27 protein-coding genes and 2 other annotated features are annotated in these 24,805 nt (G+C 44.2%); of the genes, 3 read left to right on the top strand and 24 right to left on the bottom strand.

From position 1 onward, the window contains the following. The first annotated feature begins 15 nt into the window (after window positions 1-15). Complete coding sequence (locus tag CYL18_RS00305) at window positions 16-549, top strand: transcription repressor NadR (protein ID WP_104847477.1); 534 nt, start codon at window positions 16-18, stop codon at window positions 547-549. Window positions 550-636: 87 nt separating this feature from the next. On the opposite strand, the gene pheA is transcribed toward CYL18_RS00305, so the two are convergent. The 22 genes from pheA to CYL18_RS00195 form a co-directional block, all read right to left on the bottom strand. Further along, the gene (pheA, locus tag CYL18_RS00300; RefSeq protein WP_104847476.1) at window positions 637-1,482 is read right to left on the bottom strand and encodes a prephenate dehydratase; all 846 of its coding nucleotides are present in this window, start codon (window positions 1,480-1,482) and stop codon (window positions 637-639) included. Between the two features lie 69 nt (window positions 1,483-1,551). Continuing rightward, window positions 1,552-2,004, bottom strand: a complete 453-nt coding sequence (locus tag CYL18_RS00295) for an ACT domain-containing protein (protein ID WP_149917113.1) — start codon at window positions 2,002-2,004, stop codon at window positions 1,552-1,554. Window positions 2,005-2,036: 32 nt separating this feature from the next. Beyond that, the gene (obgE, locus tag CYL18_RS00290) at window positions 2,037-3,326 is read right to left on the bottom strand and encodes a GTPase ObgE (protein ID WP_104847474.1); all 1,290 of its coding nucleotides are present in this window, start codon (window positions 3,324-3,326) and stop codon (window positions 2,037-2,039) included. A 42-nt stretch (window positions 3,327-3,368) separates the two neighbouring features. Beyond that, window positions 3,369-3,899 (bottom strand): Spo0B domain-containing protein, encoded by a 531-nt coding sequence (locus tag CYL18_RS00285; RefSeq protein ID WP_104847473.1) that lies wholly within the window; start codon window positions 3,897-3,899, stop codon window positions 3,369-3,371. 229 nt (window positions 3,900-4,128) lie between these two features. Then, window positions 4,129-4,419 (bottom strand): 50S ribosomal protein L27, encoded by a 291-nt coding sequence (rpmA, locus tag CYL18_RS00280; RefSeq protein WP_049670013.1) that lies wholly within the window; start codon window positions 4,417-4,419, stop codon window positions 4,129-4,131. A gap of 15 nt (window positions 4,420-4,434) precedes the next feature. Next, window positions 4,435-4,758, bottom strand: coding sequence for a ribosomal-processing cysteine protease Prp (locus CYL18_RS00275; protein WP_104847472.1), 324 nt, complete (start codon window positions 4,756-4,758; stop codon window positions 4,435-4,437). A gap of 10 nt (window positions 4,759-4,768) precedes the next feature. Beyond that, window positions 4,769-5,077, bottom strand: coding sequence for a 50S ribosomal protein L21 (rplU, locus tag CYL18_RS00270; RefSeq protein ID WP_049670011.1), 309 nt, complete (start codon window positions 5,075-5,077; stop codon window positions 4,769-4,771). Window positions 5,078-5,091: 14 nt separating this feature from the next. After that, window positions 5,092-5,167: a sequence feature (ribosomal protein L21 leader region), on the bottom strand. A 47-nt stretch (window positions 5,168-5,214) separates the two neighbouring features. Continuing rightward, window positions 5,215-6,708, bottom strand: a complete 1,494-nt coding sequence (locus tag CYL18_RS00265) for a ribonuclease E/G (RefSeq protein ID WP_104847471.1) — start codon at window positions 6,706-6,708, stop codon at window positions 5,215-5,217. Window positions 6,709-6,765: 57 nt separating this feature from the next. Continuing rightward, entirely contained in the window at window positions 6,766-7,632 is an 867-nt protein-coding gene (locus CYL18_RS00260) for a M50 family metallopeptidase (RefSeq protein WP_104847470.1), read from the bottom strand. Next, complete coding sequence (locus CYL18_RS00255) at window positions 7,625-8,407, bottom strand: M23 family metallopeptidase (RefSeq protein ID WP_104847469.1); 783 nt, start codon at window positions 8,405-8,407, stop codon at window positions 7,625-7,627. Before CYL18_RS00255 ends, CYL18_RS00260 begins: the two co-directional genes overlap by 8 nt. 128 nt (window positions 8,408-8,535) lie before the next feature. Further along, window positions 8,536-9,342, bottom strand: a complete 807-nt coding sequence (gene minD / locus CYL18_RS00250; RefSeq protein WP_104847468.1) for a septum site-determining protein MinD — start codon at window positions 9,340-9,342, stop codon at window positions 8,536-8,538. 2 nt (window positions 9,343-9,344) lie between these two features. Continuing rightward, window positions 9,345-10,037, bottom strand: a complete 693-nt coding sequence (gene minC / locus CYL18_RS00245; RefSeq protein ID WP_104847467.1) for a septum site-determining protein MinC — start codon at window positions 10,035-10,037, stop codon at window positions 9,345-9,347. A 75-nt stretch (window positions 10,038-10,112) separates the two neighbouring features. Continuing rightward, window positions 10,113-10,625, bottom strand: coding sequence for a rod shape-determining protein MreD (gene mreD / locus CYL18_RS00240; RefSeq protein ID WP_104847466.1), 513 nt, complete (start codon window positions 10,623-10,625; stop codon window positions 10,113-10,115). Continuing rightward, complete coding sequence (gene mreC / locus CYL18_RS00235; protein ID WP_104847465.1) at window positions 10,625-11,497, bottom strand: rod shape-determining protein MreC; 873 nt, start codon at window positions 11,495-11,497, stop codon at window positions 10,625-10,627. The genes mreD and mreC overlap by 1 nt, the downstream gene beginning before the upstream one ends. Window positions 11,498-11,556: 59 nt before the next feature. Continuing rightward, a complete protein-coding gene (locus CYL18_RS00230) occupies window positions 11,557-12,567 on the bottom strand; it encodes a rod shape-determining protein (RefSeq protein WP_104847464.1) in 1,011 nt (336 codons plus the stop codon). A 282-nt stretch (window positions 12,568-12,849) separates the two neighbouring features. Next, window positions 12,850-13,536, bottom strand: coding sequence for a RadC family protein (gene radC / locus CYL18_RS00225; RefSeq protein WP_104847463.1), 687 nt, complete (start codon window positions 13,534-13,536; stop codon window positions 12,850-12,852). Window positions 13,537-13,570: 34 nt separating this feature from the next. Then, the gene (locus CYL18_RS00220; protein ID WP_104847462.1) at window positions 13,571-14,131 is read right to left on the bottom strand and encodes a Maf family protein; all 561 of its coding nucleotides are present in this window, start codon (window positions 14,129-14,131) and stop codon (window positions 13,571-13,573) included. Between the two features lie 177 nt (window positions 14,132-14,308). Then, window positions 14,309-15,259, bottom strand: a complete 951-nt coding sequence (locus CYL18_RS00215) for an SPOR domain-containing protein (RefSeq protein WP_104847461.1) — start codon at window positions 15,257-15,259, stop codon at window positions 14,309-14,311. 167 nt (window positions 15,260-15,426) lie between these two features. After that, window positions 15,427-16,176, bottom strand: a complete 750-nt coding sequence (locus CYL18_RS00210; protein WP_104847460.1) for a prepilin peptidase — start codon at window positions 16,174-16,176, stop codon at window positions 15,427-15,429. Continuing rightward, window positions 16,173-16,361: a hypothetical protein gene (locus CYL18_RS00205; protein WP_104847459.1), complete on the bottom strand. Its 189-nt coding sequence runs from the start codon at window positions 16,359-16,361 to the stop codon at window positions 16,173-16,175. Before CYL18_RS00205 ends, CYL18_RS00210 begins: the two co-directional genes overlap by 4 nt. Before the next feature lie 297 nt (window positions 16,362-16,658). Further along, window positions 16,659-17,966, bottom strand: coding sequence for a bifunctional folylpolyglutamate synthase/dihydrofolate synthase (locus CYL18_RS00200; RefSeq protein ID WP_146102792.1), 1,308 nt, complete (start codon window positions 17,964-17,966; stop codon window positions 16,659-16,661). 59 nt (window positions 17,967-18,025) lie between these two features. Continuing rightward, entirely contained in the window at window positions 18,026-20,680 is a 2,655-nt protein-coding gene (locus tag CYL18_RS00195; RefSeq protein ID WP_104847457.1) for a valine--tRNA ligase, read from the bottom strand. Between the two features lie 72 nt (window positions 20,681-20,752). Then, window positions 20,753-20,999: a binding site (T-box leader), on the bottom strand. A 145-nt stretch (window positions 21,000-21,144) separates the two neighbouring features. On the opposite strand from CYL18_RS00195, the gene CYL18_RS00190 reads away from it, so the two are divergent. Continuing rightward, on the top strand, window positions 21,145-21,336 hold the full coding sequence (locus CYL18_RS00190) for a hypothetical protein (RefSeq protein WP_104847456.1): 192 nt from the start codon (window positions 21,145-21,147) through the stop codon (window positions 21,334-21,336). A gap of 190 nt (window positions 21,337-21,526) precedes the next feature. Here CYL18_RS00190 and CYL18_RS00180 read toward each other — a convergent pair whose 3' ends face one another. Further along, the gene (locus CYL18_RS00180; protein ID WP_104848307.1) at window positions 21,527-22,345 is read right to left on the bottom strand and encodes an SDR family NAD(P)-dependent oxidoreductase; all 819 of its coding nucleotides are present in this window, start codon (window positions 22,343-22,345) and stop codon (window positions 21,527-21,529) included. A gap of 321 nt (window positions 22,346-22,666) precedes the next feature. On the opposite strand from CYL18_RS00180, the gene CYL18_RS00175 reads away from it, so the two are divergent. Further along, entirely contained in the window at window positions 22,667-23,356 is a 690-nt protein-coding gene (locus tag CYL18_RS00175; protein WP_104847454.1) for an Ltp family lipoprotein, read from the top strand. Between the two features lie 347 nt (window positions 23,357-23,703). Here the strand turns inward: CYL18_RS00175 and ysxE are convergent, their stop codons facing one another. Next, the gene (gene ysxE, locus CYL18_RS00170; RefSeq protein WP_104847453.1) at window positions 23,704-24,729 is read right to left on the bottom strand and encodes a spore coat protein YsxE; all 1,026 of its coding nucleotides are present in this window, start codon (window positions 24,727-24,729) and stop codon (window positions 23,704-23,706) included. Window positions 24,730-24,805: the final 76 nt, after the last annotated feature.

Here is a 24,805-nt window from a genome sequence, read left to right as displayed (position 1 = left end):
AGGAGGAGTGGACTTTTGGAGAAGAAGTACAGCGCGGAAGAACGCAGAGACTATCTTGTGAGCATTTTGAAGGAAGAAACGAAACCAATAAAGGGGGGCGAGCTTGCCAAGCTTTGCTCCGTTAGCCGCCAGATCATCGTAGGAGATATTACACTCCTTAAAGCGAGAAATCACCCAATCATCGCTACGCCAAACGGTTATTTATATCTTCAAAACGAAGAGAGCAAGATGAAATCCAAGAGCATCATTATCGCAAGCGAGCATTTGCCAGAAGATACCGAGAAGGAACTGCAGCTCATCGTTGATTGCGGTGTGACTGTCAAGGATGTAAGGGTTGAGCATCCGCTTTATGGCGACCTCACCGCATCCATCATGGTCTCAAATCGCAGTGACGTCCGGCAATTCATCATGAAGCTAAAGACAACGAATGCTGCCCTTTTGTCACAGCTGACAAATGGTATCCATTTACATACACTCGAAGCACAAACAGATGAACAATTGCAGCATGCGATCGACTCCTTGCGTGATGCCGGCTTTTTAATTGAATAGATTACCAAGCTCCACCCATCACATAATAAAGCGCAAAAAGCCGCCTGAAGAACCCTAGATTTACTACGGTGCTAAAGGCAGCTTTTTTTAATAGCTATAATAGCTTCCCATTACATTTACTTTGCAGCCAAGCGCCTCCATCTCGGCAATTGCACCAGGGAGAAGGATATCATCCATGAGCTGGTCAATATCAATGATGAAGAAATAATTCCCCAAGCCCGTTTTGAGTGGTCTTGACTCAATCTTTGAAAGGTTGAGCTTTCTCCATGAGAACGCGGAAAGGACTTGGTGCAGGGCTCCGGCGTGGTCAGCCGGCAGCATGACCATCACCGTTGTTTTTTCCCCCTTGCGAACCAGTCCATCAAGCCGCTCGCCTATCGGTTTATGACTGAGCACGACAAAGCGTGTATGGTTATGGGCATAATCATGAATATCAGGCTTCACAATAGTAAGCCCATATTCCCTTGCAGCCATCTCATTAGCGATTGCCGCTGTCACTTCCTCAGGATGCTTACTCACATATTGAGCGGCAAAGGCTGTGGATGTAGTGTTTTCACATCTCACTCCCTTCAGCTCACCGTGCAGGTATTTATGACATTGCGCAATAGCATGGCTATGTGAATAGATGCGTTCAATTTCCCCTATTCTTCCCGCATTGTCTGGATGCATCATTAAATGCTGGCGAATCGGCGAAGAGAATTCTGCGACAATCGGCACCCGTACCTCATGAATTAAATAATCCATCGTGATATTAACAGAGCCTTCAAGCGCGTTCTCAAGCGGAACAACCGCAAAGTCCACTTCGTTCTTTCCTGCCGCATCAATGCATTCAGGAATCGTCCCATAGGCAACCCTTTCTGAATTATCAAATAATTTGGTCGCCGCCAAATCACAGAATGTTGCCTTTGGTCCTAGATATGCTACCTTCTCCACTAATCCTTCCCCCTAGTCTTCTAGCTGATCTTTCTTATGAACAAGAAAAAGGCCTGGTTTTTTCAAACATCAGGCCCCCGAGCCAAGTATTTCTACCTTATCTACAAACTCCAGGCTCTTTAACCGATGGATAAATTCATTCATATCAATTTGCATATCCCCCGTATTCAAGGAAAGGGTCACATTTGCCTTTCCTTGAAGAGGGATAGTTTGATGAATGGTCAGAACATTACATCCTGATGAGGCAACAATCTGAAGGAGCTCTGACAGCGTGCCCGAGCGGTCCTCGAGATGAAAAAAGAGCGTAATAATTTTTTCCTTCACGACATTATGGAAAGGAAAGACTGTGTCACGGTATTTATAGAAAGCACTTCTGCTTAGACCGACCTTGTTGACCGCATCCCATACAGATAGAACCTTCCCTCGTTCAATCATCTCTTTTGCCTGCAATGTCTTTTGCATCGCCTCAGGCAAAACGTCCTCTCTCACAAGAAAAAATCGCTTATCAAACTTATTCTGCATCAAAACGCCCCCCAATCACCATTCAGCCAAATCTAGTCTACAAATTCGAACTCATATTCCATCAGTCGGACGATATCCCCATCTTCAGCACCACGGTTACGAAGGGCTTCATCCACGCCCATTGCACGCAGCTGGCGGGCAAATCGCTTAACGGACTCATCACGGCTGAAGTCAGTCATCTTAAAGAGTTTTTCGAGCTTTTCGCCGGTAACAACAAATGTTCCATCAGATTCACGGCTAATCATGAACTCTTCTTTTTCCGCCTCATGCTTATAAAGAACACGATGGATGCCCGCTTCTTCCTCACCATGCTCAAGCGGGAATTCCGGTGTTTCTTCAATCTTGTCAGCTACCGCATATAGAAGCTCGCGCAAGCCTTCACGTGTAACGGAAGAGATTGGGAATATTTGAATATCCTCTCCCAGTTTTTCTTTAAAGGCCTGTAAGTTCTCCGCGGAATCCGGCATGTCCATTTTGCTTGCGGCAATGATTTGCGGCCTTTCAGTCAGGCGCAAATTGTACTCTTCAAGCTCTTTATTAATCGTTACATAATCCTCATATGGGTCGCGCCCTTCTTGGCCGGACATATCAATCACATGGACAATGACACGCGTACGTTCAATATGGCGCAGGAACTGATGGCCTAATCCGACACCTTCATGGGCTCCTTCAATTAAGCCGGGAAGATCGGCCATAACAAAGCTGCGTCCATCTTCTGTCTCAACCACGCCTAAATTCGGCACAATCGTCGTGAAATGGTATTCGGCGATTTTCGGACGCGCTGCTGATACAGATGCAAGCAAGGTTGATTTCCCGACACTTGGGAATCCTACAAGTCCCACATCAGCAAGCAATTTCAATTCCATGATGATATTGCGTTCAACGCCTGGTTCACCTTTTTCTGATAATTCAGGAGCCGGGTTTGCCGGTGTGGCAAAACGTGTATTGCCTCGGCCTCCTCGGCCGCCTTTAGCAATGATGGCACGCTGGCCATGCTCGGTTAAATCAGCAATGATTTCTCCAGTATCCGCATCAGAAACGACCGTTCCCGGCGGCACTTTCACAATCATGTCAGCCGAATTTTTACCGTGCTGGTTTTTAGACATTCCATGTTCTCCACGGGGAGCCTTAAAATGTCTCTTATAGCGGAAATCCATTAATGTGCGAAGCCCTTCTTCCACTTCAAACACAACATTGGCGCCATGGCCGCCATCACCGCCGGCCGGGCCCCCTTTTGGTACATACTTCTCTCGGCGGAAGGCTACCATTCCGTTACCGCCGTCACCGCCTTTTACATAAATCTTGACTTGATCCACAAACATGGCGTTTGACACCTACTTTCTTTCACCTGGTTCTCTTTGTTGTTATCTTACCGTTAATTCAAAGAAAAAAGAATTTATATCACCTGAAGGAGCAGACATTTCAATAGAATCCGGCACCGACAAGCCATCGAATAGATGCTCGACACTGTTCACATGACCTTGAAAATCAAAGCCGATCCTCAAGGAAGCTTCCTCAGACACGCTGAGCATGACAAATAGGGTATGTACAGAGCTTCCTGTCACCTGCTGGTTGAGCGCTTCAAAGAATTCAAGCACAAAACCCGTCAAGCTCCTGTCTTGTTCAGCAAACCCAGCTATATCGTCAACAATCTCAAATCCGAGCTCGAATGTATAATGACGCCAATTCCCAGTCAGCAAGAGTTCTGCCAAGCATGGCATGTCCAAATTTGATACTTTTGCTTCCTGCTTTGCATCTATTATGATTTCCTCAATGAGCCCAGATACGCGGTCCATTTTCCCTAACGCCAGATTTCCCTTAATCAGCTGAATCTTGTTCAGCCAATCATGGCGTGAGTGCCTCAATAAATCGATTGTGGTCCATTTAGTCTCCATCTCAATACATTCTCCTGTCGGATAAATAAAATGAGGTAATGATTAATTCAACATATGTTTATATTAGTATAGCATAGCTGTTTCCTTAATTCTTCAGGAGAGGAATACATCGTCAGCAGCAATAATACATGGGGTCTATATGGAAGTGTAGCGTAAAGCTGATTGAGCATAGGAGGCTATAAAAAGAAAACTCCAACCGATGAGGTCAGAGCTTCATTGTTTGTTTTTATTATGCTTCTTGTGCTACAGGGTATACGCTCACTTGTTTCTTGTCGCGGCCTAAGCGCTCGAATTTAACAACGCCGTCTACCTTAGCAAAAAGTGTATCGTCTCCACCACGGCCAACGTTCAAACCTGGATAGATTTTTGTACCACGTTGACGGTAAAGAATAGAACCACCACTTACAAATTGGCCATCAGCACGTTTAGCGCCAAGACGTTTGGAAATGGAGTCACGTCCGTTCTTTGTGGAACCTACTCCCTTTTTGGAAGCGAAGAATTGAAGATCCAATCTTAACATTTATTCCACCTCCTGTTAGCTATTTATAATTTTCATGTATTTGCCATAGTCACGTTCAATTGTCTGCAGGGACACAAGCATGGCTTGAATGAGAAGCTGAACCTTTTCGTCCTCCTCCGTTACCGGAAAAGTGACTTCAAGATAGCCGCCTTCTTTGCCTGCCTGGTCAATCTTAGGCTTCACATTCGTCAAGCTAAGAATCGCATTGACAGAGCCAAAGGCTACTGCCGATACGCCGGCACAAACAATATCCTGACCTTTTCTTGCAAAATCGGCGTGTCCTGAGAGGCTGAACGATTGAACTCGTTCTCTTTCTCGAACGACCTTTACTTTAATCATGCTCGTCGCCTTAGAAGCTGATCTTTTCGATCGTTACTTTAGTGTAAGGCTGACGGTGACCTTGTTTCTTACGGTTGTTCTTTTTCGCTTTGTATTTGAAAACGATGATTTTCTTGTCTTTACCTTGTTTTTCAACTTTACCTGTTACAGTAGCGCCTTCAACAACAGGGCTTCCAACTTTCACATCGTCTCCACCAACGAATAAAACTTTGTCGAAAGTAACGGATCCACCTTCTTCAACGTTCAATTTTTCAACGTAGATAGTTTGACCTTCTTCGACTTTAACTTGTTTACCACCAGTTTCGATAATTGCGTACATACCTGCACCTCCTTGAATGATCTAAGACTCGCCAACGGCAGGCGCCACAGATGCGGACTTATAACCTGACATGAGCGGTTGTAGCATGGGTGCTACAAACATAACAATCAAATACTATCATACCGGGACATTCATTGTCAATCTTGTTTTGCCATTAATCGCAATAAGCCGCCTTCCCCTTCAGCAGCTGATGATCGGGCAATTCTCTCCTCAAGCTCTTCTGCCGTCCCTGTTGCACGGATGACGAAGCGCCGGCTCCCCTCCACAGCAGCCCGCCTGATTATCACTGTCTTTCCATGCGTTTCAACGGCTTTTTCTCGCTCCTTCAAAAAGACATAGAACTGGGCATCAGCGTCAACCCATAGACACTCATCCATCAAATAGCGCATCGCCTCTAACTGCCTTGAGAGCTCAAACCATTCTGCCTTATTCCCTTGAATTAGCCCGGTTCCATGACAGCTCGGACAATCATCGAGCAGGATTTCATAAACGTCTGGCCCTTCTTTCTTGCGTGTTATCTGCAAAAGGCCAAGCTCAGTGAAGCCGACGACGACTGAGCGAGTCAAATCTACGCTGAGTGCCGCTTCCACCTCTGCCGCCACCCTTTGACGGTCGGATGCCGAGGTCATGTTGATAAAATCGGCGATAATGATGCCCGACAGATTGCGGAGGATAATCTGGCGGCCAATTTCCTTTGCCGCAAGAAGATTGGTATCAAGCATGGTCTTACGCTGTTCATGCTTCCCAGTGAATTTCCCTGTATTCACATCTATAACGTGCATGGCCTCGGTCCGCTCAAACAATAGGTATGCACCGTTAGAAAGCCAGACCACTCTTTTGACCATTTTCTCAAGCTCTGCCTCTGCCTCGTGCTCCTCAAATAAAGGGATTTTACTCTTAGAACGCATAATCGCCCAATCATCTGAAGAGACGGCCTCCTCTAACAACCTCGCTCCCTCAGAAGAGTTCGTGTAACACTCTCCCTTTGTTCCTTGTGTCCACTTCTGCACGATTTGCGTAAAACGGTTATGCCCGCTAACAAGCGCCGGTGCCTTCACGCTTTTCGCTTGCACGATAAGCGCCTCGTATTTTGCGCGCAGCTTATCAAGTGCTGCCGCAAATTCCTCTGCCGAAGCGTCTAAAAGCTGTGTGCGAATGATAACCCCTTCATCCTCTTTCAAATGGTTTGCGGCAATGCTATTCCATTTGCTCGCCGTTTGACGGCTCGCATTTTTTGAGGTCCGCACGAAATGCTCTCCCTTAATTAATACAAGCTCTGGGGATGCAACCTCTATCAGTGCGCTTACCTTTGCTCCCTTTGTCCCTTGCGGATCGCGGATTACGCGGACAAGAAGCTTTTCCCCTTGCCTTACATAGGCCACGCCAGGCTTCCCGCCCGACAGTTGGTAGCGTGGTGTATCCTCAAAGGATAAATACGCATTCTTCATAAGGCCAATATCTACAAATGCCGCATTCATACCGGGAACAACCTCCCGTACAACCCCTGCATATAAATTGCCCGCATAAGGACCTTCTCCATCCCGTTCAACATGAAATATATGGAGCCTGCCATCCTTCAAGATGCCAAGCCTTTTTTCCTCGTTCTGATAATCCAATATAATTTTATTCATAAAAAAATATCCTCCAACTGGCACTTACTCTAACTTTAACGAGTCCGAGGTTGCCAGTCAATAAGGATACAGCAGCTCTCCGATTGGACGATAGGCGAGTTTAGATGTAAAACAGGCATGAAGAACCTCTGACTCATCCAGCTTTCCAATCTCTTCAATCTCATTCTTAATGATGATGATATGTTTATTATCCCTGCGAAAATGCTCGAGTATTTCAAATATCGGCGTTTCCCTTTCCGCCTCAAGCTTTGAGATTGCTCGAATATCGTGCTGATGTCCGTAATGCCGCTCAAGCAAAAAACGCATAAACACAAATTGCCGATGCTTCCATTCCTTCCATAATGAATAACCAAGGAACCCTCCAATAACCCACCAATTAAAGTTCAACGGATTCAAGAGCAACAGACAAACGAGAAAAACAGCAAGGGAGCCGATAGAATACTGAATAATCAAGCGATGCGCCTGTACAAATGGATAACGAAGGCTAAGGAGGACAAACAAAATCTTCCCCCCATCAAGCGGCCAGATTGGCAGGAGGTTTACGGCCAAAATAACCGTATTATAGAGGAGAAATTCTTGATAAAGATGGGTTCCCATCCCCCCATTTACATGAATCAGAAAGGCAAATGCGTAAAGCCAGAGATGCTGAAGCGGGCCAGCAAAGAGCACAGCCATCTCTTCCCTCCATGGTCGATTCCCATGTTCCTCTGTTTCCAGCTCCCCGCCAAATGGGAGAAGCGTCACCGCCTTTATGCGCCAGCCGCATGTTTGAGCCGCCACAGCGTGTCCAAGCTCGTGTATAAGCACAATGGAAAATAACATCAATAACTCCGCAAATTGTGCCGTCATAGCTCCGAGCGCCATAACCGCCCAGGTCAATGGATGAACTCGGATTTTCGAGAAGACAGGCAGAATCTTATTCAAAGGAAATCACCTCACCGGGATCAATGAATCTCCCTTCCGATTTCAGCGCAAAGTAAAACTCTCCCTTCCCCTCCTCTTCCTCTGAGGCTTGGACCCTGCCAAGCTTTGCTCCCTTCTTTACCTGCTCATAAAGGCTAACGTCAATGGATTCTAAATTCCCATACCAAGACTCGCTTTTGTCAGCATGCTGGATAATGACTGTTTTCCCGTATTCTTCTTTTTCTCCCGCATAAATCACAACACCTTCTTTGACTGTTCCGACAGAGGCTGCTGCAGCCGTTTTCACGATAACGCCCTGACCATTATGTTCAAAGCTTTCCATGATGGTTCCGCTTGCCGGCATAGAGAAATCGCTCCCCGTATCTTTTCCAGAATTCTCGGGCAGAAAGGCAAAAGGCTGTCCTATCGTTTCGTCGAACCAATTCACCACACTGGCAAATTGAAATTCCTGTTCATACACACCGCTGATGACACTCCTTGCCTCATTTGTCCATGGTGCGGATGTGCGATAAATGATGGCCATTACAAGCACTAGGCAAATGGAAGCCAAAAGCTGAAACAGCATCCATTCCTTTTTGATGAACACTTTATTTGGAGGAGTTTTGATCCCCTCATCATAAACAACCATAGTCTCTGTTCCCCAATCCAGCTCTTTATCCGCAAGAATCGAATCCCGCTTCCTCTCTTCCGGGATATATTTCCCATAATTCCGCTCTCTATTTTTCCGACGCTTAGCAATGCTTCTTCGAACATCCGAGCTGCTTTTATATGCCATACCCTTCACCCCTTAAGAAATTCCTCGTTTATAAAAAGTATGACTTCCTCGTCCAAGCTATGACTAGAAGGGAGAATACAAAAAAGCCTGCTGCAGCCATCATGATGGCTGCAGCAGGCTTGATATCATCAGCTCTTGACGCCGAATAATTTTTTAATGCGGGTAAAGACTCCGGTCTTCGCTTCCTCTAAAGGCTTAAGCGGAATGGATTCGCCTAAAATACGGCGAGCGATATCACGGTAAGCTATCGAAGCTATATTGTTCGGGTCAAACACAATTGGTTCCCCTTGGTTGGATCCTTTGATAACATCATCATCATCTGCGACAATTCCAATTAAATCAATGGAAAGGTGGTTTGTAATCTCGTCGATATCGAGCACATCTCCATTTTTCAGCATATGACTGCGAATCCTATTGATGACAAGCTTCGGAGCTTCCACATCCGGCTCCTTCTCCAGCAGGCCGATAATACGGTCTGCATCACGCACAGCTGTTGTTTCCGGAGTCGTCACAACAATGGCCTTGTCTGCTCCCGCAACAGCATTGCGGTATCCTTGTTCGATTCCCGCAGGACAGTCGATAATAATATAATCAAAATCCTGCTTCAAGGTCTCAATTAATTTCTTCACTTGCTTCGGGGTAACCGAAGACTTGTCCGCTGTTTGAGCGGCCGGCATTAAATACAGCCTATCTTCGAAACGCTTGTCCTTAACAAGTGCCTGATGAACCTTGCATCTTTCCTCGATGACATCGACCAAATCGTAGATGATTCGGTTCTCAAGCCCCATGACAACATCTAAATTTCTTAATCCAATATCTGTATCGACCAAACAGACTTTTTTACCCATTAATGCCAAGGCTGTTCCGACATTGGCGCTTGTTGTCGTTTTACCGACACCGCCTTTGCCGGAAGTAATTAAGATGGCCTCTCCCATGGCTATACGCCCTCCTCAAATAAGGATATATTCGGTCTCACTTTACTTAAAACTTGCAATCTATCAAATATAATTTCATTCGATTGATCCACATAAGCACATGCCATCATTTGGTCATCCTGCTCATGATGATCAAAGGAGTTATACAATATATCCCCGATCGTGATCAGCGCCGGCTTAAAAACAGAAGCTGATACCACGCAATCCTTATTGCCGTATATCCCTGCTTCGGCCCGGCCACGCAAGGTGCCCATCACAAAAATATTGCCTCCCGCCTTAACGGTCCCACCTGGATTGACATCACCAACAAGGAGAAGATCTCCCTTTGCCTCAAGCACTTGGCCTGAACGGACAATTTTCATCTCCTTTGTAACTGCTACTTCCTCTGCCATCCGCTTTGATTCTTCTAAAAGAATGACATTGGATTCGACATTCTTTACAGTCATATAACCTTTTTTCTCGACTAGCTCGATGAGACGTGCTGCTTGCTCATCCGCTAAATATCGATTACCCGTATGTATAGTGACATGAATACTGGATGTCGGCTCATTATTCGCCAGGTGCTGATTATGTATAGACAGCTTTTCATCCAGGTCCCTCAACGCTTCAGAAAAGGACGCTGTGTCATCAATGACAATCGTTAAGCCTTGTTTACTTCCTTTAATCATAACATGCTGTACAGTTTTTTTCCCCATGACGCTGTGCTCACCTCAATGCAATTTAATTCGACATGAGCGCTGGCAATCCCTCTTTTAGCGGTGCTCCGCCGCTTAAAAGTCTTCCTCAACTGTCCATTTCTTAATCCATTTCGCAAATAGATATCCAAACAAAATCAGGAAAACTAAATTTAATATTAGAGAAGGCAGCAATCTCATTTTTGCAAAATCAATGAAACTTAATGAAGCAAAACCAATCAGGCTGTTCAACTCAAACACAATGATTTCTAAGACAGTGATTGCAAGCAAACTGACCGTAGAAACAATGCCTAAATTCACTTGCAAAACCTTCATCAGCTGTGATGAAAGGTAAACCATCAAAGGCAGCGTGAACGTATAAATGCCCAGTATTTCTGTATAAACAACATCGTAAAAGATTCCAAGCCCAAACCCATACCATATGGCCATTTCCTTTTTGCCGTATACGGTCAGGAATACCAAAAAAATCATGATAAATCTAGGCACGAGAATATAATCAGTTTTGTAGAGAGGGCCTGAGAATACCTCTACAAAAATACCCTCTGAAATAAAGACAAGTACCGCAAGAAGGAATACCCTAATTTTCATTATAGGTCATCCCCCTCTGTACTGTCTGTATTAACTTCAGCAGTTGAACGTTTAACAATCATGACATCGTTGACATCATCAAAGTTGGCTGCAGGCTTAATATAAGCAGTCTGCGTCAGACCATATTGGTCAATGATAACCTCTTCTACTGTACCAACAACCAGCCCTTCAGGGAATACACCTCCAAGACCGGAAGTCACAACATTAGAATCTTCCTTGATATCCGCATCATATAACAGTCCAGTCAGCATAAGCGCTTGTTTATCTTCGTCAAAGCCTTGAATAAATCCATACGCCGGCTTTTTCCCTTGCACTACGGCAGAGATCCTATTCTGCGGATCAAGTGCTGTCAATAGCTGAACGGTGGAGGTGAATTGGGATACACTCTTCACCTTTCCAATCAATCCTTGTGCGGTAATGACAGCCATATTCTTCTCAATTCCGTTTACACTCCCCTTGCTGACCGTTAACGTTTCGTGCCAGCGTTCAGGGCTTCTTCCGATGACAGTCGCTTGAGTGACGGTATAATCATTGAGCGACTCTTTCTTTTCAACCATCGCTCGCAATTCTTTGTTTTCTTTTTCTAAATCGTAGATTTCTGTTTCAAGCTTCACATACTCTTCCAGGCGCGCTTTAAGATTTTTATTTTCCTCATATGTATTTCTTAAATCGGAAAGATTCTCAAAAAAGCCCGCTATTGCAGAAGCGGGCTTATGGAAAATAGTTTGTACGAAGCCGGCAGAATCCTTCATAAACTGTTCCGGCCAGCTTAGTTCATCCCTTTCCCTAAGTGAGAACCCTATTAAAGACACCAGAAAGATGATGCTAATCAGCAAGATAATCAATTTTTTGTTTAAGAAAAATTGCGGCATATTCTTGCTCCTTCATCGTTATTATCCTCTTCCGGGATTTTTAGGCTTTTATTCGGTTTTTATTTCGTTACTTTCGTCTTGAACAAGTGAATATGATCAAGCGCTTTTCCAGTACCGATTGCTACGCAATCAAGCGGATTTTCCGCGATCAAGACAGGCATTTTAGTTTCTTCAGAGATAACCTTATCAAGGTTACGGAGCAATGCGCCGCCGCCTGTCAAGACAATCCCGCGATCCATAATATCCGCTGCAAGCTCTGGCGGAGTCTTCTCAAGCGTGTTTTTCACAGCATCAACAATCGCATACACAGTGTCATGTAAAGCTTTGGCAATCTCATCAGGTGTGATTTCGATTGTTTTTGGCAATCCTGTCAACAAGTCACGTCCGCGGATTTCCATGTTTTCAACACCTTCAGGATCCCCTGCAGAACCGATTTCCAGTTTAATCGCTTCAGATGTACGGTCACCAATCATAAGATTGTAATTTTTGCGGATGTAGTTGATGATTGCTTCATCCATTTCATCACCTGCAATGCGAATGGATTGGCTTGTTACAATACCGCCTAAAGAAATGATTGCCACTTCTGTTGTACCGCCGCCGATGTCAACGACCATGCTTCCAGTCGGCTCCCAAACAGGCAAGTTAGCGCCGATTGCAGCCGCAAATGGCTCTTCAATCGTATAAGCGTCACGTGCACCAGCTTGTCTTGTGGCGTCAACGACAGCTCTTTCTTCAACAGCAGTGATGCCAGATGGCACACAAATCATGACGTATGGCTTACGGGCAAACAAGCCTTGGTTTTTCAACGCTTGTTTCATATAATATTTCATCATCGTCGCAGTTGTATCATAATCTGCAATTACTCCATCTTTCATCGGACGGAGAGCAACAACATTTCCTGGAGTACGTCCAATCATGTTTTTGGCGTCATTCCCGACAGCTACGATTGATTTTGTGTCAGTTTGAAAAGCTACAACAGAAGGCTCACGTACAACAATGCCTTTTCCTTTTACATAAACAAGCGTATTCGCAGTACCTAAATCAATTCCTAAATCTCTATTTCCAAGCATTTTTTAATATCTCCCTTTCTGAAACGTATTCCATAATAGGCATGAATTTATTCGTCATATTTTTCTATATAAGTAAAACAGCGTCTCTTCATGACTTTGTTAATTATATTGTCGATATCTGCATAAATCCATACTCGTATCTGAAAGAACTTTCGTGGATTTTCGCCATATTTCCGCCATAATAACGAATAACAGAGCTTTTTCCCCGTTTAAAACTGAAAACAAATCCAGTTTAAAAATCATACGTAATATTATAGCTCATCCTTTTTTGAATTCATAGTATTATAAATATCCTTTTTCCTTCAGACTGACATATTTCTTCTCTCCAATAACCAAATGATCCAGCACTTCAATTCCCATGATTCTTCCGCACTCAACGAGGCGTTTCGTCACTTCAATGTCTTCACGGCTCGGGGTTGGGTCACCTGAGGGGTGATTGTGCAGGCAAATGATTGATGCTGCAGACCTGCGGAGAGCTTCTTTGAAGACTTCCCGGGGATGGACAATGGAGGCGTTTAAGCTGCCGATGAAGATTGTTTGTTTGTGCAGTATTTGGTTTTTTGTATTCAAGTAAATGCAGACAAAATGTTCCTGTGATAAAAAACGCATATCATTCATGCAATAATTAGCGCAATCCTCTGGAGAACGGATGACGTACCGCTCTTCGTTAGTCAGATTGCTGATTCTGCGGCCAAGCTCCATGGCGGCAGCAAGCTGGACTGCTTTCGCTTCCCCAATTCCCTTAATCGCCGTCATTTCTTCAATCGTGGAATCCTTCAATAGCCTTAAGCCGCCGCACTTAGTCAGAAGCTGACCGGCTAATGCCATGACAGAATCCTCTTTTGTACCCGTTCTGAGCAGAAGGGCTAATAATTCTTGATTGGAGAGGCTTCCTCCACCGTATTGCAGGAATCGCTCACGCGGTCTCTCATCCTTCGGGTAATCTCGAATCATAATCTGCGTATCCATATCATCCTCCATTCCGTTGACGGAGCGGGGTATTCTATGTATGCATGATTTTCTTAAGCTCCCGATTCAGCCTTGAAACGGGCAATCCTACAACCGTGAAATAATCTCCTTCTATTCTCTTGACCAGTAAGGAACCATATCCCTGAATGCCATAGGAACCCGCTTTATCAAACGGCTCTCCTGTCAACACGTATTGTTCAACTTCCTTCTCTTCTAATGGCCAAAACTCTACGTCGGTCTTTTCATAAAAAAGATGGGTATTGCCGTCTTTTAAGAGGGCCACACCGGTAAATACCTGATGGACCTTTCCGGATAACTGCGTAAGCATGGAGATGGCTTCTTCCTTATCCGCTGGCTTTCCCAATACTTTTCCGTCAGAAACGACAATCGTATCTGCACCTATCACAACGGATTTCTTGTTAGTCTCAGCGATTGCATTTGATTTTATCCGCGCCAATTCCATCACGATTTCATGGGGCTGCAATCCATCCTGATAGGTCTCCTCCACATCACTCACCTTTATTTGAAAGGGGATGCCGAGAAGTTCTAGCAATTCTTTTCTTCTTGGGGAAGATGAAGCTAATATTAAATCCATTTCGTCACCTGCTATGAAAAGTTTAGATAGGGAGATACATATTAATCCTAACAGAATGCGACACCTTTCTCAATTCCCTATTGCTTCCACACAAAAGAAAAAGAGCGGTATCATCCACTCTCAGCTTAATCAGGATTCACTTTACTCTTTTTGAATCATTATTTCCCGAGAAATGCGTTAAAATTTATTCCATTCAGCAGCGAATTGAAGGGAACATTGCTGGATCTGCATCAATAAATCAGGCTTTGATTCCTTCTGGTATTGTGACCATAGCTTCTTCATGCTCTCGCTCAAATTATACATGTTCTTTAATTCTTCCGGAACCTTTTCTAAAGACACTTCCTCAGGCTTTGGGGCAATCGTTTTATCCCCCATTAAATGCTTTGCTGTGACAAGATCGTACTGCTTTACATTATGAAGCATAGCCTTTATTGCCTTTTGTTCTGCTTCGGAATAGACCTGACTGCTTTTACCGGTGAAGCTGACTTCCTTCCAATAGGTTTCTGTGCCCTTCTTGTTAAAGGATACAGCCAATTGCTTGGCATCTTCAAGGTTTCCCGCTGCCCCTATATATATATACCACTGCCCGGATTGCTTTAGGATAATCGGAGCATAATCTTCCTCTAGGAGGACAGCCCGTTCCTCTGCAGCTTCCCTCGAGGAGTATACACCTGCTTGAACCATGAACGCGGTCCATTCCTTGCTGACCGGATTTCCCTCAGAGCCTGAAATAGACGCTCCGAGTGCAGGCAGCCCGCCCTGCTGCATATCAGCCTTCTCTCCTGGACCGCTGAAAAGGACTATCTTAAGCATAATGATTCCGAACACCGTTCCTGTGACAAGGGCAACAAGAACAGGGAGCCCAATCCCAAACAAACGCATTTTATCCAGCTTAACCTTACCAAAGGCCCATTTTTTCCTTGCTTTCTTCTCTCCCTTAATGGCCGCTTTCGTATCCTCAGCATCTGGGTTAATCCACAGCGGGGACTTTGATTCTTCTTCAACACTGCTGGCCACTTGTTCAAACGATTCCTGTACTCCAGGATTCTCGCTTGAAATCCACTTATATACCTTTTGCTCTCCATTCACATTAACAATGATGGTTCTCTCCCGAGTTGGCTTGTCCATTGCATGGCCTCCGCGTTTTAGTTCATCTTATCACCCGCCGCCAAAAAAAGAACAAGACTCTTGTCGCATTGTTCAAAAAGCTTTCGTCAAATTTCTGATATTCCGCTGTCGATATACTGCTGAAACATGGAATAATGCCAACTGGAATTATTCCTCTCTTAGGATAATCACAAAAGCTTCCAATACCAATCGAGCACCTCTTGCCCGAAGAAATACGCAGCCAGGGCACCCATTGCAATGAACGGGCCAAATGGGATTGGCTCCCCTTTTTTCACTAGCCCTGCCGCTAACCCAATTCCCCCAAAGACTGCACCCAGGAGTGTAGAGAACATGATGGAAAGGAGCACGCCCTTTACTCCTATCAAAAGGCCAATTAAGGAAAAGAGTTTAATGTCACCTCCGCCTATCCCCCCTTTACTGATAATTGCGATAAAGAACGGAATCACAAACCCTACCGCAGCCCCGGCAAACATATCCCACCAAGGATCGAGAGGGATGAATATACGAAGCAACAACATGAAAGCAGCAAAAAACAGCAGGATTTTATTTGGTATGAGCATGTATACGTAATCAGACACAAAAATAATAACCAAAAGGGAGATAAATGCCCAGGCAATAAGAAGCTCCACCTTCCATCCCAGCAGCATAGGCGCTGACACAAACAAGATCCCTGTCACAAGCTCCATAATCGGATAAAGGGGGGATATGCCCGATTGGCATTTGCCGCATTTGCCCTTCAAAGCAAGATACGATAGAACCGGCACCAACTCAAAGGGGGACAATGACTGACCGCAGGATGGACAAGCCGACCGCGGCATTATGATAGATTCCTTCTCTGGGATCCTTAGTCCAACGACATTATAGAAGGAACCAAGGATAAGACCGATAAGGAAGATGAGAATGTAGAGACTAGTCATCGGCTTGCTCCGCCAAATTTCGTTTTGCCAGATAGATCGTAGCGTGCAGGATCAATTGCCCCTATATTATAAAGCTCTGAACCTCGAAAATTATTCTTGCCGTATTTTATAATCACTTCATCCTTATCCTTCCTAGTTCCCTTAAGTCTTACCGTTTTTTCTCTGTTAATGTGACTCCCCTCCATATCAGTCTCATGTCCTATCTGACCATATCATGATACCGGCATGAGTACCCTTCTTATCATTCTGCCTTGCTCATTACCTGGTACTTCTCTTGATAGTCGCTGGCACCTATTTATCTGTTATATCTTTACTTGAACGCTTGCATGGTTATTTCAATCTGACGCGAAGGTAAAGCTGGGTTAAAATAGGTAAAAATAACCATTTGTACAACGTATTTTATCAAATATTCTGATTAATGTCACATTAAGATAAAAAAAAAGGTCCTATGTCGGATACCTGCCAACAAGGACCAGTAAATATTATCGGCTATTAATGATGAAAGGGCGCGCTTCAGCCAAAAAGTATAAAGAGCCTGTAATAATCAGAACATCCTCTCCCGTGATTCGCCCGCAAGTTCTTTTAATCGCCTCTTGCCAATTCACTTCTATATATTTCTGTTCATGTTCACTCATCTTATATAATTCCCGAGCTTCATTCATCCGGTCCATCGCTGTCTGGGTGAATGTAATGCTCGCAGCCTTTTTCTCAATGGCTCTTATCATCTGAGGATAATCCTTATCCTTCAAGGCGGCAAAGATAAAATGTACGTTTTTATCCCCAAACCGCTCCTCTATTGTTTGAAGCAATGCTTTAATGCCGGATACATTATGCGCACCATCTAATATGATGACTGGGTCGGTAGATATTTGTTCAAACCGTCCCTTCCATTTCGCATTCGCCAGACCTGAACGAATGCTTTCCTCCTTAACCATGAAACCGTATTTCCGCTCAAGCAAAGTACAAGCCTGTATGGCTAATGAGGCATTGCTTAACTGATGCCTGCCAAGCATATTGATCCTAAGCCCCGAGTATCTAAATGCTTTCGATTGGAAATCAAAGAATTCCCAGCTTGTTTCCAAAACCCTGTTCTCCACCCAGAAATCCTTGCCCATATGAAATAATTCCGCATGGCTCTGGGCTGCTTTATCCATGATGGGTTGCAGCGCCTCTAGTGATTCAACGGCCGTAATGACAGAAATGCCTTCTTTTATAATCCCTGCTTTTTCTGCCGCTATCTCTGCAAGCGTATCCCCGAGAAGTTGTGTATGCTCCAAGGAAATACTCGTAATAATAGCAAGCAAAGGATGTATGACATTCGTCGAATCGAGCCTGCCCCCAAGCCCTGTTTCAATCAGAGCGATAGAAGGCCGTTTTTTCTCAAAGTACATGAAGGCAAGAACGGTATAGACTTCAAAGGAGGTCAAAAAGTTTCTGTCACTTTCAATCTCTGTCAAAACAGGGATAAGCTCATTCACTAGATCAACAAGCTCTTCATCTGTAATCATCTCATGGCCGATTTGTATCTGCTCATTCGGATTCTCAAGATAGGGAGAGGTAAAGGAAGCAACCTTATATCCTTGTGCCATCAAAATTTCCTTTAAGAAGGCGAGAGTCGACCCCTTCCCATTAGAGCCAGCGATATGAACCATCGGAATCTTTTTCTCAGGATTACCAAGTCTTCCAAGCACGAGTTCCATACGTTCGAGACCGAAGTCCATGCCGAGCTTTACGGCGCGGTCATTAAAAAATTCAAGTGCCTCTTCATAGCTGTGGATCAATCCAATCACTCCATTCCCTATAACAACACCCTGTTCAAATTGAACAGGGTGCTATGGTTAACCATATATTAAGCTAATTCTTCTAAGTCTTTCAAACGATTTTGGACTGCTTCACGTTTTTCGAGGTAATCAGCCAATTTCGCTCTTTCTTCTTCAATGACTTTCTCAGGCGCTTTCTTCATGAAGCCTTCATTGCCAAGCTTCTTCTCAATGCGCTCAACTTCCTTCTGCCACTTATCAAGCTCTTTTTGAAGACGTTTGAGCTCTTCTTCAATATTAAGAAGCCCTTGAAGCGGAAGAATTAATTCAACGCCTGTCACGATTGCGGTCATCGCTTTATCATCGGCCGGGATATCCGTTCCGATGGTCAGTTCCTCTGGATTACAGAAGCGTTCAATATAGCTGCGGTTCTTCTCTAGAACAGCCATTGTTTCCGCATCCTTCGCTTTCAAGGAAAGCTTGATTTTCTTGCTGAGCGGCGTGTTCACCTCTGCACGGATGTTACGAACAGTGCGGATGATCTCAACGAGCAATTTCATTTCATCAGATGCTTTTTCATCTGTCAATTCATCCTTAACAACCGGCCAGGAAGCCGTTGTGATGGACTCACCTTCGTGCGGAAGGTTTTGCCAGATTTCTTCTGTAATGAATGGCATGAATGGATGCAAGAGACGCATCGTTTGGTCAAGCACATAAGCCAGAATTGAACGAGTCGTTTTCTTAGCTGCTTCGTCTTCACCATATAGCGGAAGCTTCGCCATTTCAATATACCAGTCACAGAAGTCATCCCAGATGAAGTTATAAAGGGCACGGCCTACTTCACCGAATTCATATTTATCAGCAAGTCTTGTTACCGTTTCAATGGTTTCATTCAAGCGTGTCAGAATCCACTTATCTGCTACGGATTTCTCGCCGCTCAAATCGATTTCCTCATAAGTCATGCCATCCATATTCATCAAGGCAAAGCGGGATGCGTTCCAAATCTTATTCGCAAAGTTCCAGACAGACTCTACTTTCTCATAGCTGAAGCGCAAGTCCTGTCCTGGAGAGCTTCCAGTCGTTAAGAAGTAACGAAGGGAATCGGCGCCGTACTTATCGATAACCTCCATTGGATCAACACCGTTTCCTAAGGACTTACTCATCTTGCGACCTTGCTCATCACGTACTAGACCGTGGATGAGTACATCCTTAAATGGACGTTCGCCAGTGAATTCAAGACCTTGGAAGATCATGCGAGATACCCAGAAGAAGATGATATCATAGCCAGTTACGAGTGCCGCTGTCGGATAGTAACGCTTGAGGTCCTCTGCATCCTTCTCAGGCCAGCCCATTGTGGAGAATGGCCATAACGCGGAACTGAACCAAGTATCAAGAACATCGTTATCCTGTGTCCAGTTGTCGATGTCGGCCGGCTCCTCGCGTCCTACATACACTTCACCGGTTTCTTTATGGTACCAAGCAGGAATCCTATGTCCCCACCAAAGCTGTCTGGAAATACACCAGTCATGGATATTATCCATCCAGTTCAAGTATGTTTTTTCAAAGCGTTCAGGAACAAAATGAACCTTCTCCTCTGTCTCTTGAAGGGCAACAGCTCTCTCAGCCAAAGGACCCATTTTAACGAACCATTGGGTTGAAAGATATGGTTCAACCACAGCACCGCTGCGCTCGGAGTGTCCAACTTGGTGGATATGCTCCTCAATTTTGAAGAGAACGCCTGCCTCTTGAAGATCCTTTACGATTTGCTTGCGGCATTCGAAGCGGTCCATGCCTTCGTATTTGCCGGCTTTCGCATTCATTGTGCCGTCCTCATTCATGACAAGAACACGTTCAAGATTGTGACGGTTACCTACCTCAAAGTCATTCGGGTCATGCGCCGGCGTGATCTTAACCGCACCTGAACCAAAGTCCATCTCAACATACTCATCACCAACGATTGGAATCTCGCGGCCAACGATTGGAAGAAGCAATGTTTTGCCGATTAAGTGCTTGTAGCGCTCATCTTCCGGGTGTACCGCAACAGCTGTATCACCAAGCATTGTTTCCGGACGTGTAGTCGCTACTTCAATATGACCGCTGCCGTCTGCAAGCGGATAATTCATATGATAGAATGCGCCTTTTACTTCTTTATGAATAACCTCAATATCCGAGATAGCCGTTTTTGTGGATGGATCCCAGTTAATGATGTATTCTCCGCGGTAGATCAATCCTTTTTCATAGAGGGTTACGAATACCTCACGAACAGCCTTAGATAACCCTTCATCAAGGGTGAAACGCTCGCGGGAATAATCAAGCCCAAGTCCCAGCTTTGCCCATTGCTCACGGATATGGCCAGCATACTCCTCTTTCCATTTCCATGTTTCTTCAACGAATTTCTCACGTCCAAGGTCGTAGCGGGAAGTGCCTTGTCCGCGAAGCTTTTCTTCTACCTTCGCTTGGGTTGCGATGCCGGCATGGTCCATTCCTGGAAGCCATAGTACATCATAGCCCTGCATCCTTTTCATTCTTGTCAAAATATCTTGAAGCGCTGTATCCCACGCATGGCCTAAGTGCAATTTGCCCGTAACGTTTGGCGGCGGGATGACGATTGTATAAGGTTCTTTCTCTGAATCTTGGCCAGCCTCGAAGAACTTGCCATCAAGCCACCAATCATAGCGGCCTTTTTCAATTGACTGCGGGTCATATTTCGTTGGCATGCCAATCTCTTTTTGCTGTTCGCTCATGTTCATTCTCCTTCATTCGTTTATTCTGGTGTCCTGGAAAATAAAAAAACCGCTCCATCCCTCTGTCATCAACAAAAGGACGAAACGGTTAGTCTCGCGGTACCACCTTCATTCCGGAACAGACTGACAAAATATCAGACACTCCGGCTCTTCATTCATCATAACGGCTCTTCACCGGTTCTCGCTACTTGCAATTGGTTCACGAAAACAGCTCCTGGGCGACCTTCTGCGGATTTTGTTACTGAAGGAACCTTTCAGCCGGTGGATTCCTCTCTCTTACAGCCTTCTGCCGCGTACTCTTCCCATTCAAAGCTTTTAATTGGTTTTTTTTAATACTGTTATCATACATAAGTATGTAGCCTGACGTCAATCATTGTTTCCCAATTTTATATAATTTATTCAATTGGGCAAAGGCACTTGAGCCTAGCCCCATGAATAGAATGTGATAAAGGGGGAATTTCCGCATGAGACGAAGGATGAATAGATACAACTTGCCTCCTTGGATGCAAAATGGGCTTAATGTGACACGTCAATTTGCTGTCCCTATCACCGTCTTTCAAGGAATACGAACCTTCTTTCTTCCAAGCATCGTTGATTTGCTCCTGCTCTTCTTCTTAATTGGCCTCGTACTTGCCTTTTATTTAGAAATCATTTGATGTGCTGATTCACTGCCGGGCAGAGGCCCGGCTTTTTGTTTGCAAAGAATAGGGAGCCTTGCCAGAAAGAATCCCATGAGAGCAAGCAGGAAAATAAACATACTGCCGTAGAAAGATACATGCTCTCTAGCACAATATTTATAATTCGTAAAGGTTCCCTTCGTTACTTGCCTAATCAAAACAACATCTCTTATCCTTCATATGGCAGAGGCTGAGTTCCGTCCACATCGGTAAAGCCATATTTTCTCGCTAGCTCTGCCACCATAACTGTTTCACCAGAAAACCTTGATACCATGGCATCTGACGCCAACGCCACTACCGCACGCCCTACATATGCTGTTGTTTCCGTTGCCCCATCCTCTGGTCCATAACCCGAATCTATCACTCTTTCTGTTCTCATCCATCCCGGGCAAACAGCAACGGCCGAAATGTTGAACTCCTTTAATTCTTTTGCCATTGCAGACGTCATCCGATTGATTGTATTCATAGCCAAATCATAATATAAATTAGCTGAAACTTGGTTCTTGATAAAAAATGTGATATTTATTATTAATCCTTTATGGTGTTTTACCATCAGAGGCATCGCGTATCGAGCAGTCATTAAATAAGCTTGTGGTCCTGCAACCATCATCGCATCCCAATGCTCCAGCGGGCGTTCCCAAAAATGCGCTCCAGTCCCTTTTGGCAAAGAGCTTTCAGAGCCGCCAAATACACTGTTAACTAAAATATCAATGTGGCCTTGTTCCAGGCTAATTTGCTCAAACAGATTTCTTACGTCAAACTCGCTAGTATGGTCACATCGTATGGCGATGCCCTTTCCTCCGCGTAAAGTGACTCCAGCCGCCGTTTCCTCTATCGTTTCTGGTCGATGATCGGTTGTAGCTCCCTTTACGCTCCGACCTGTGACATAAACGGTCGCCCCCGCACTCCCTAACTGATAAGCTATTCCCCTGCCCGCTCCGCGCGAAGCTCCTGTAACAACAGCAATTTTCCCTTGTAATGGTTTCATATATTCCAAACTCACCTTCCCCACCCTCTTCTACCATAAGAAGTTCAATATAAAAGGGCAGCAATCCTTCTTAAATCAATAATCTGCAATCAAAGAGCAGCAAATCATCAACTTGTCGGTTTAGTTAACAAACAAAAGAAATAGATTCCCCTCACAGCGAGAGGCCCCAAGCCTTCTGATACCTCATTCCCAAAAGAAATCCTGAGTGATGCCTTCTATGATTCTCTACAACTTACAAAATAAACCTAAATGCAATCATCAGCCTTTAGAGAGAAATTATGGTAAAATAATTTTATGGATGAATAGAAAGGAGTGTATAGAATGGGGTCAAAAGATAAGAAGAAAAAGCCATTTTATAAAAAATGGTGGGTTTGGTTAATTGCAATTATATTCATTGCAGCAGTTGGTACTTCTGGAGATAATGAGGATAGTCAGGCTGTTGATTCTGCTGATGTAAAAGAAACAAGTGTAGACACAGAAAAGAAAGAGCAGGCAAAAGAAGAAACAACGGCTGAAGAAGTGACCGAAGAAGAAGCAAAGACTGAAGAACCAAGTGTTTCTAGAGAATTTAGTTCTGCATTAAAAAAGGCAGAACAATATGCTAAGAGCATGTCTATGTCAAAGAGCGCTATCTATGATCAATTAGTTTCTGATTATGGAGAGCAGTTCCCTGCTGATGCTGCTCAATATGCTATCGACCATCTTGAATTTGATTGGAAGGCAAATGCCTTAAAGAAAGCAGAGTCATACGCCGATAGCATGCATATGTCAAAAAACGCTATTTATGATCAATTAATCTCTGAATATGGGGAGAAATTCACCTCTGAAGAAGCTCAATATGCTATCGATCATCTTGATTATGATTGGAAAGCAAATGCCTTAAAGAAAGCAGAGTCATATGCTGATAGTATGAACATGTCCAAGAATGCTATTTATGACCAACTGATTTCTGAATACGGAGAGAAATTCACTCCTGAAGAAGCTCAATATGCTATCGATCATTTAGAATGATAAATTTCAAACTACGAGCAGCAGACCTTGCTGCTCTTTTTTTCAGGATATCCTTAGCTGCTTACGAATACAGTTCATCAATTATCAAAATTCGGACTTAGAGTACAAGCAGACAGAGCACTTGGTTAAGTGAATAAAACAATAGCAAAATTTCCCCCCTTAATTCTTTTCATCACCACCTCCTCTTATACACGTCCCTTCCATTTTTTCGTTATCTACCCTGATAGCTAACAGAGCTCCTTAAAACCAAGCAAGGCAAACACACCAATATTCCGAGAAGCAAAGGCAGAAAGATACATATATTTATAAGCGCAGAAAATAAAGACAGCCATTACCGGGCTGCCCTATCAATCACTTGGCTCCTTCGGTTTTTTACTCTCCTCGATCTGTTCTAGCCTCATGATAATGTATTCCATATTTTTTAATAGCCAATATTGCCTTTGGAGTTTCCGGCAGAATTGCAGCTCATCCTTCCCGGAGGTTTTCCGGGAATATTGATCGACAATCTTGAGACAATTAGCCGGGTATGCCATATAAGACATAAATAACAGCATTTCTCCCTCCTTAAATGGGAAGTATTGAAAATACCTATTGATCCATTCGACTGTTTCTTCCGACTGAATAGGGTATGTCTTTAATTGCTTAACGACAAAAGGCAATAAATCAAAATAAGCAGGTGCTGTTTTGGTACGCTCAAAATTAATGAAATGACCATACCCATTTTCACTGTATAAAAAATGGTGAATGGATACATTCCCATGTGTAATGACGTTGCGAACCTTTTCGTCCTCCTTCGTCTGTTCGTACCATCGTTTGATTTTATTCATTGAGTACGTTAAGGCTTGTGATACATCATAGAAGCAAAGACAGAAAAATTGCTCAAAAGGAGACATATACCATTTCTTCTCGATTGTGTTCATATACTCAAGCAGAAATTCCCTCTGCTCCTCCCACTCTTGCAGGGTGTTTTCATAATGCTCCTTACGTTCCTGCGAGGGAATGGGAGATTCCTTCGCCGAGAGAGTGTGCATACGCGCTAGCTCCCGGAACATTTGCTGATGCCGCTCATTCCGTTCCTCTTCCACCTCATCAGGAAGCCAAGGCATCAGGTAACTCAGCTTATCATTATGGAGAACCGCATAGCGGCCATCAATAGCCGGATAAATCGGGACAATCCGGTTATACCCATTTTGATAAAGGTTTTGGACATTTTTAATGAAATCGAAGCCGCGATTGGCTTTGATTGTCTTCACGGCAAAGATTCCGTTATTCGTATATACTTTTTTGACCTTTCCAAAATCCTCATAAAACTCAAGTTCCAGCTGATAATTTTGCAAATAATCAGCCAGCCATTTCTTATCCGCTCTTAACATTATGATGGCACCCTTTCTCCACGTGCCTATTAGGCAAAAGGCAGAGTTACAGGATTTTCTGCACTCTGCCTTTTCT

This window comes from Pradoshia eiseniae (assembly GCF_002946355.1).
Lineage (GTDB): Bacteria > Bacillota > Bacilli > Bacillales > Pradoshiaceae > Pradoshia > Pradoshia eiseniae.
The sequence above is the reverse complement of the archived record's forward strand: the minus strand, read 5'-3'. Positions and strand labels throughout refer to the sequence as shown.

Coding starts and splice junctions, on each gene's coding strand:
- CYL18_RS00175 (WP_104847454.1), top strand. CDS start 22,667: ATGGGGTCAAAAGATAAGAAGAAAAAGCCATTTTATAAAAAATGGTGG.
- rplU (WP_049670011.1), bottom strand. CDS start 5,077: ATGTACGCAATTATCGAAACTGGTGGTAAACAAGTTAAAGTCGAAGAA.
- CYL18_RS00195 (WP_104847457.1), bottom strand. CDS start 20,680: ATGAGCGAACAGCAAAAAGAGATTGGCATGCCAACGAAATATGACCCG.
- CYL18_RS00220 (WP_104847462.1), bottom strand. CDS start 14,131: ATGGATTTAATATTAGCTTCATCTTCCCCAAGAAGAAAAGAATTGCTA.
- CYL18_RS00230 (WP_104847464.1), bottom strand. CDS start 12,567: ATGCTTGGAAATAGAGATTTAGGAATTGATTTAGGTACTGCGAATACG.
- CYL18_RS00205 (WP_104847459.1), bottom strand. CDS start 16,361: ATGGAGGGGAGTCACATTAACAGAGAAAAAACGGTAAGACTTAAGGGA.
- CYL18_RS00215 (WP_104847461.1), bottom strand. CDS start 15,259: ATGGACAAGCCAACTCGGGAGAGAACCATCATTGTTAATGTGAATGGA.
- radC (WP_104847463.1), bottom strand. CDS start 13,536: ATGGATACGCAGATTATGATTCGAGATTACCCGAAGGATGAGAGACCG.
- minC (WP_104847467.1), bottom strand. CDS start 10,037: ATGGGGAAAAAAACTGTACAGCATGTTATGATTAAAGGAAGTAAACAA.
- CYL18_RS00285 (WP_104847473.1), bottom strand. CDS start 3,899: ATGGAGACTAAATGGACCACAATCGATTTATTGAGGCACTCACGCCAT.
- CYL18_RS00265 (WP_104847471.1), bottom strand. CDS start 6,708: ATGAATAAAATTATATTGGATTATCAGAACGAGGAAAAAAGGCTTGGC.
- CYL18_RS00255 (WP_104847469.1), bottom strand. CDS start 8,407: ATGGCATATAAAAGCAGCTCGGATGTTCGAAGAAGCATTGCTAAGCGT.
- CYL18_RS00190 (WP_104847456.1), top strand. CDS start 21,145: ATGAGACGAAGGATGAATAGATACAACTTGCCTCCTTGGATGCAAAAT.
- CYL18_RS00180 (WP_104848307.1), bottom strand. CDS start 22,345: ATGAAACCATTACAAGGGAAAATTGCTGTTGTTACAGGAGCTTCGCGC.
- CYL18_RS00275 (WP_104847472.1), bottom strand. CDS start 4,758: ATGATTAAAGTAAAGGTCGTTCGAGAAAGAGAACGAGTTCAATCGTTC.
- obgE (WP_104847474.1), bottom strand. CDS start 3,326: ATGTTTGTGGATCAAGTCAAGATTTATGTAAAAGGCGGTGACGGCGGT.
- CYL18_RS00210 (WP_104847460.1), bottom strand. CDS start 16,176: ATGACTAGTCTCTACATTCTCATCTTCCTTATCGGTCTTATCCTTGGT.
- CYL18_RS00295 (WP_149917113.1), bottom strand. CDS start 2,004: ATGCAGAATAAGTTTGATAAGCGATTTTTTCTTGTGAGAGAGGACGTT.
- ysxE (WP_104847453.1), bottom strand. CDS start 24,729: ATGTTAAGAGCGGATAAGAAATGGCTGGCTGATTATTTGCAAAATTAT.
- mreC (WP_104847465.1), bottom strand. CDS start 11,497: ATGCCGCAATTTTTCTTAAACAAAAAATTGATTATCTTGCTGATTAGC.
- rpmA (WP_049670013.1), bottom strand. CDS start 4,419: ATGTTAAGATTGGATCTTCAATTCTTCGCTTCCAAAAAGGGAGTAGGT.
- minD (WP_104847468.1), bottom strand. CDS start 9,342: ATGGGAGAGGCCATCTTAATTACTTCCGGCAAAGGCGGTGTCGGTAAA.
- mreD (WP_104847466.1), bottom strand. CDS start 10,625: ATGAAAATTAGGGTATTCCTTCTTGCGGTACTTGTCTTTATTTCAGAG.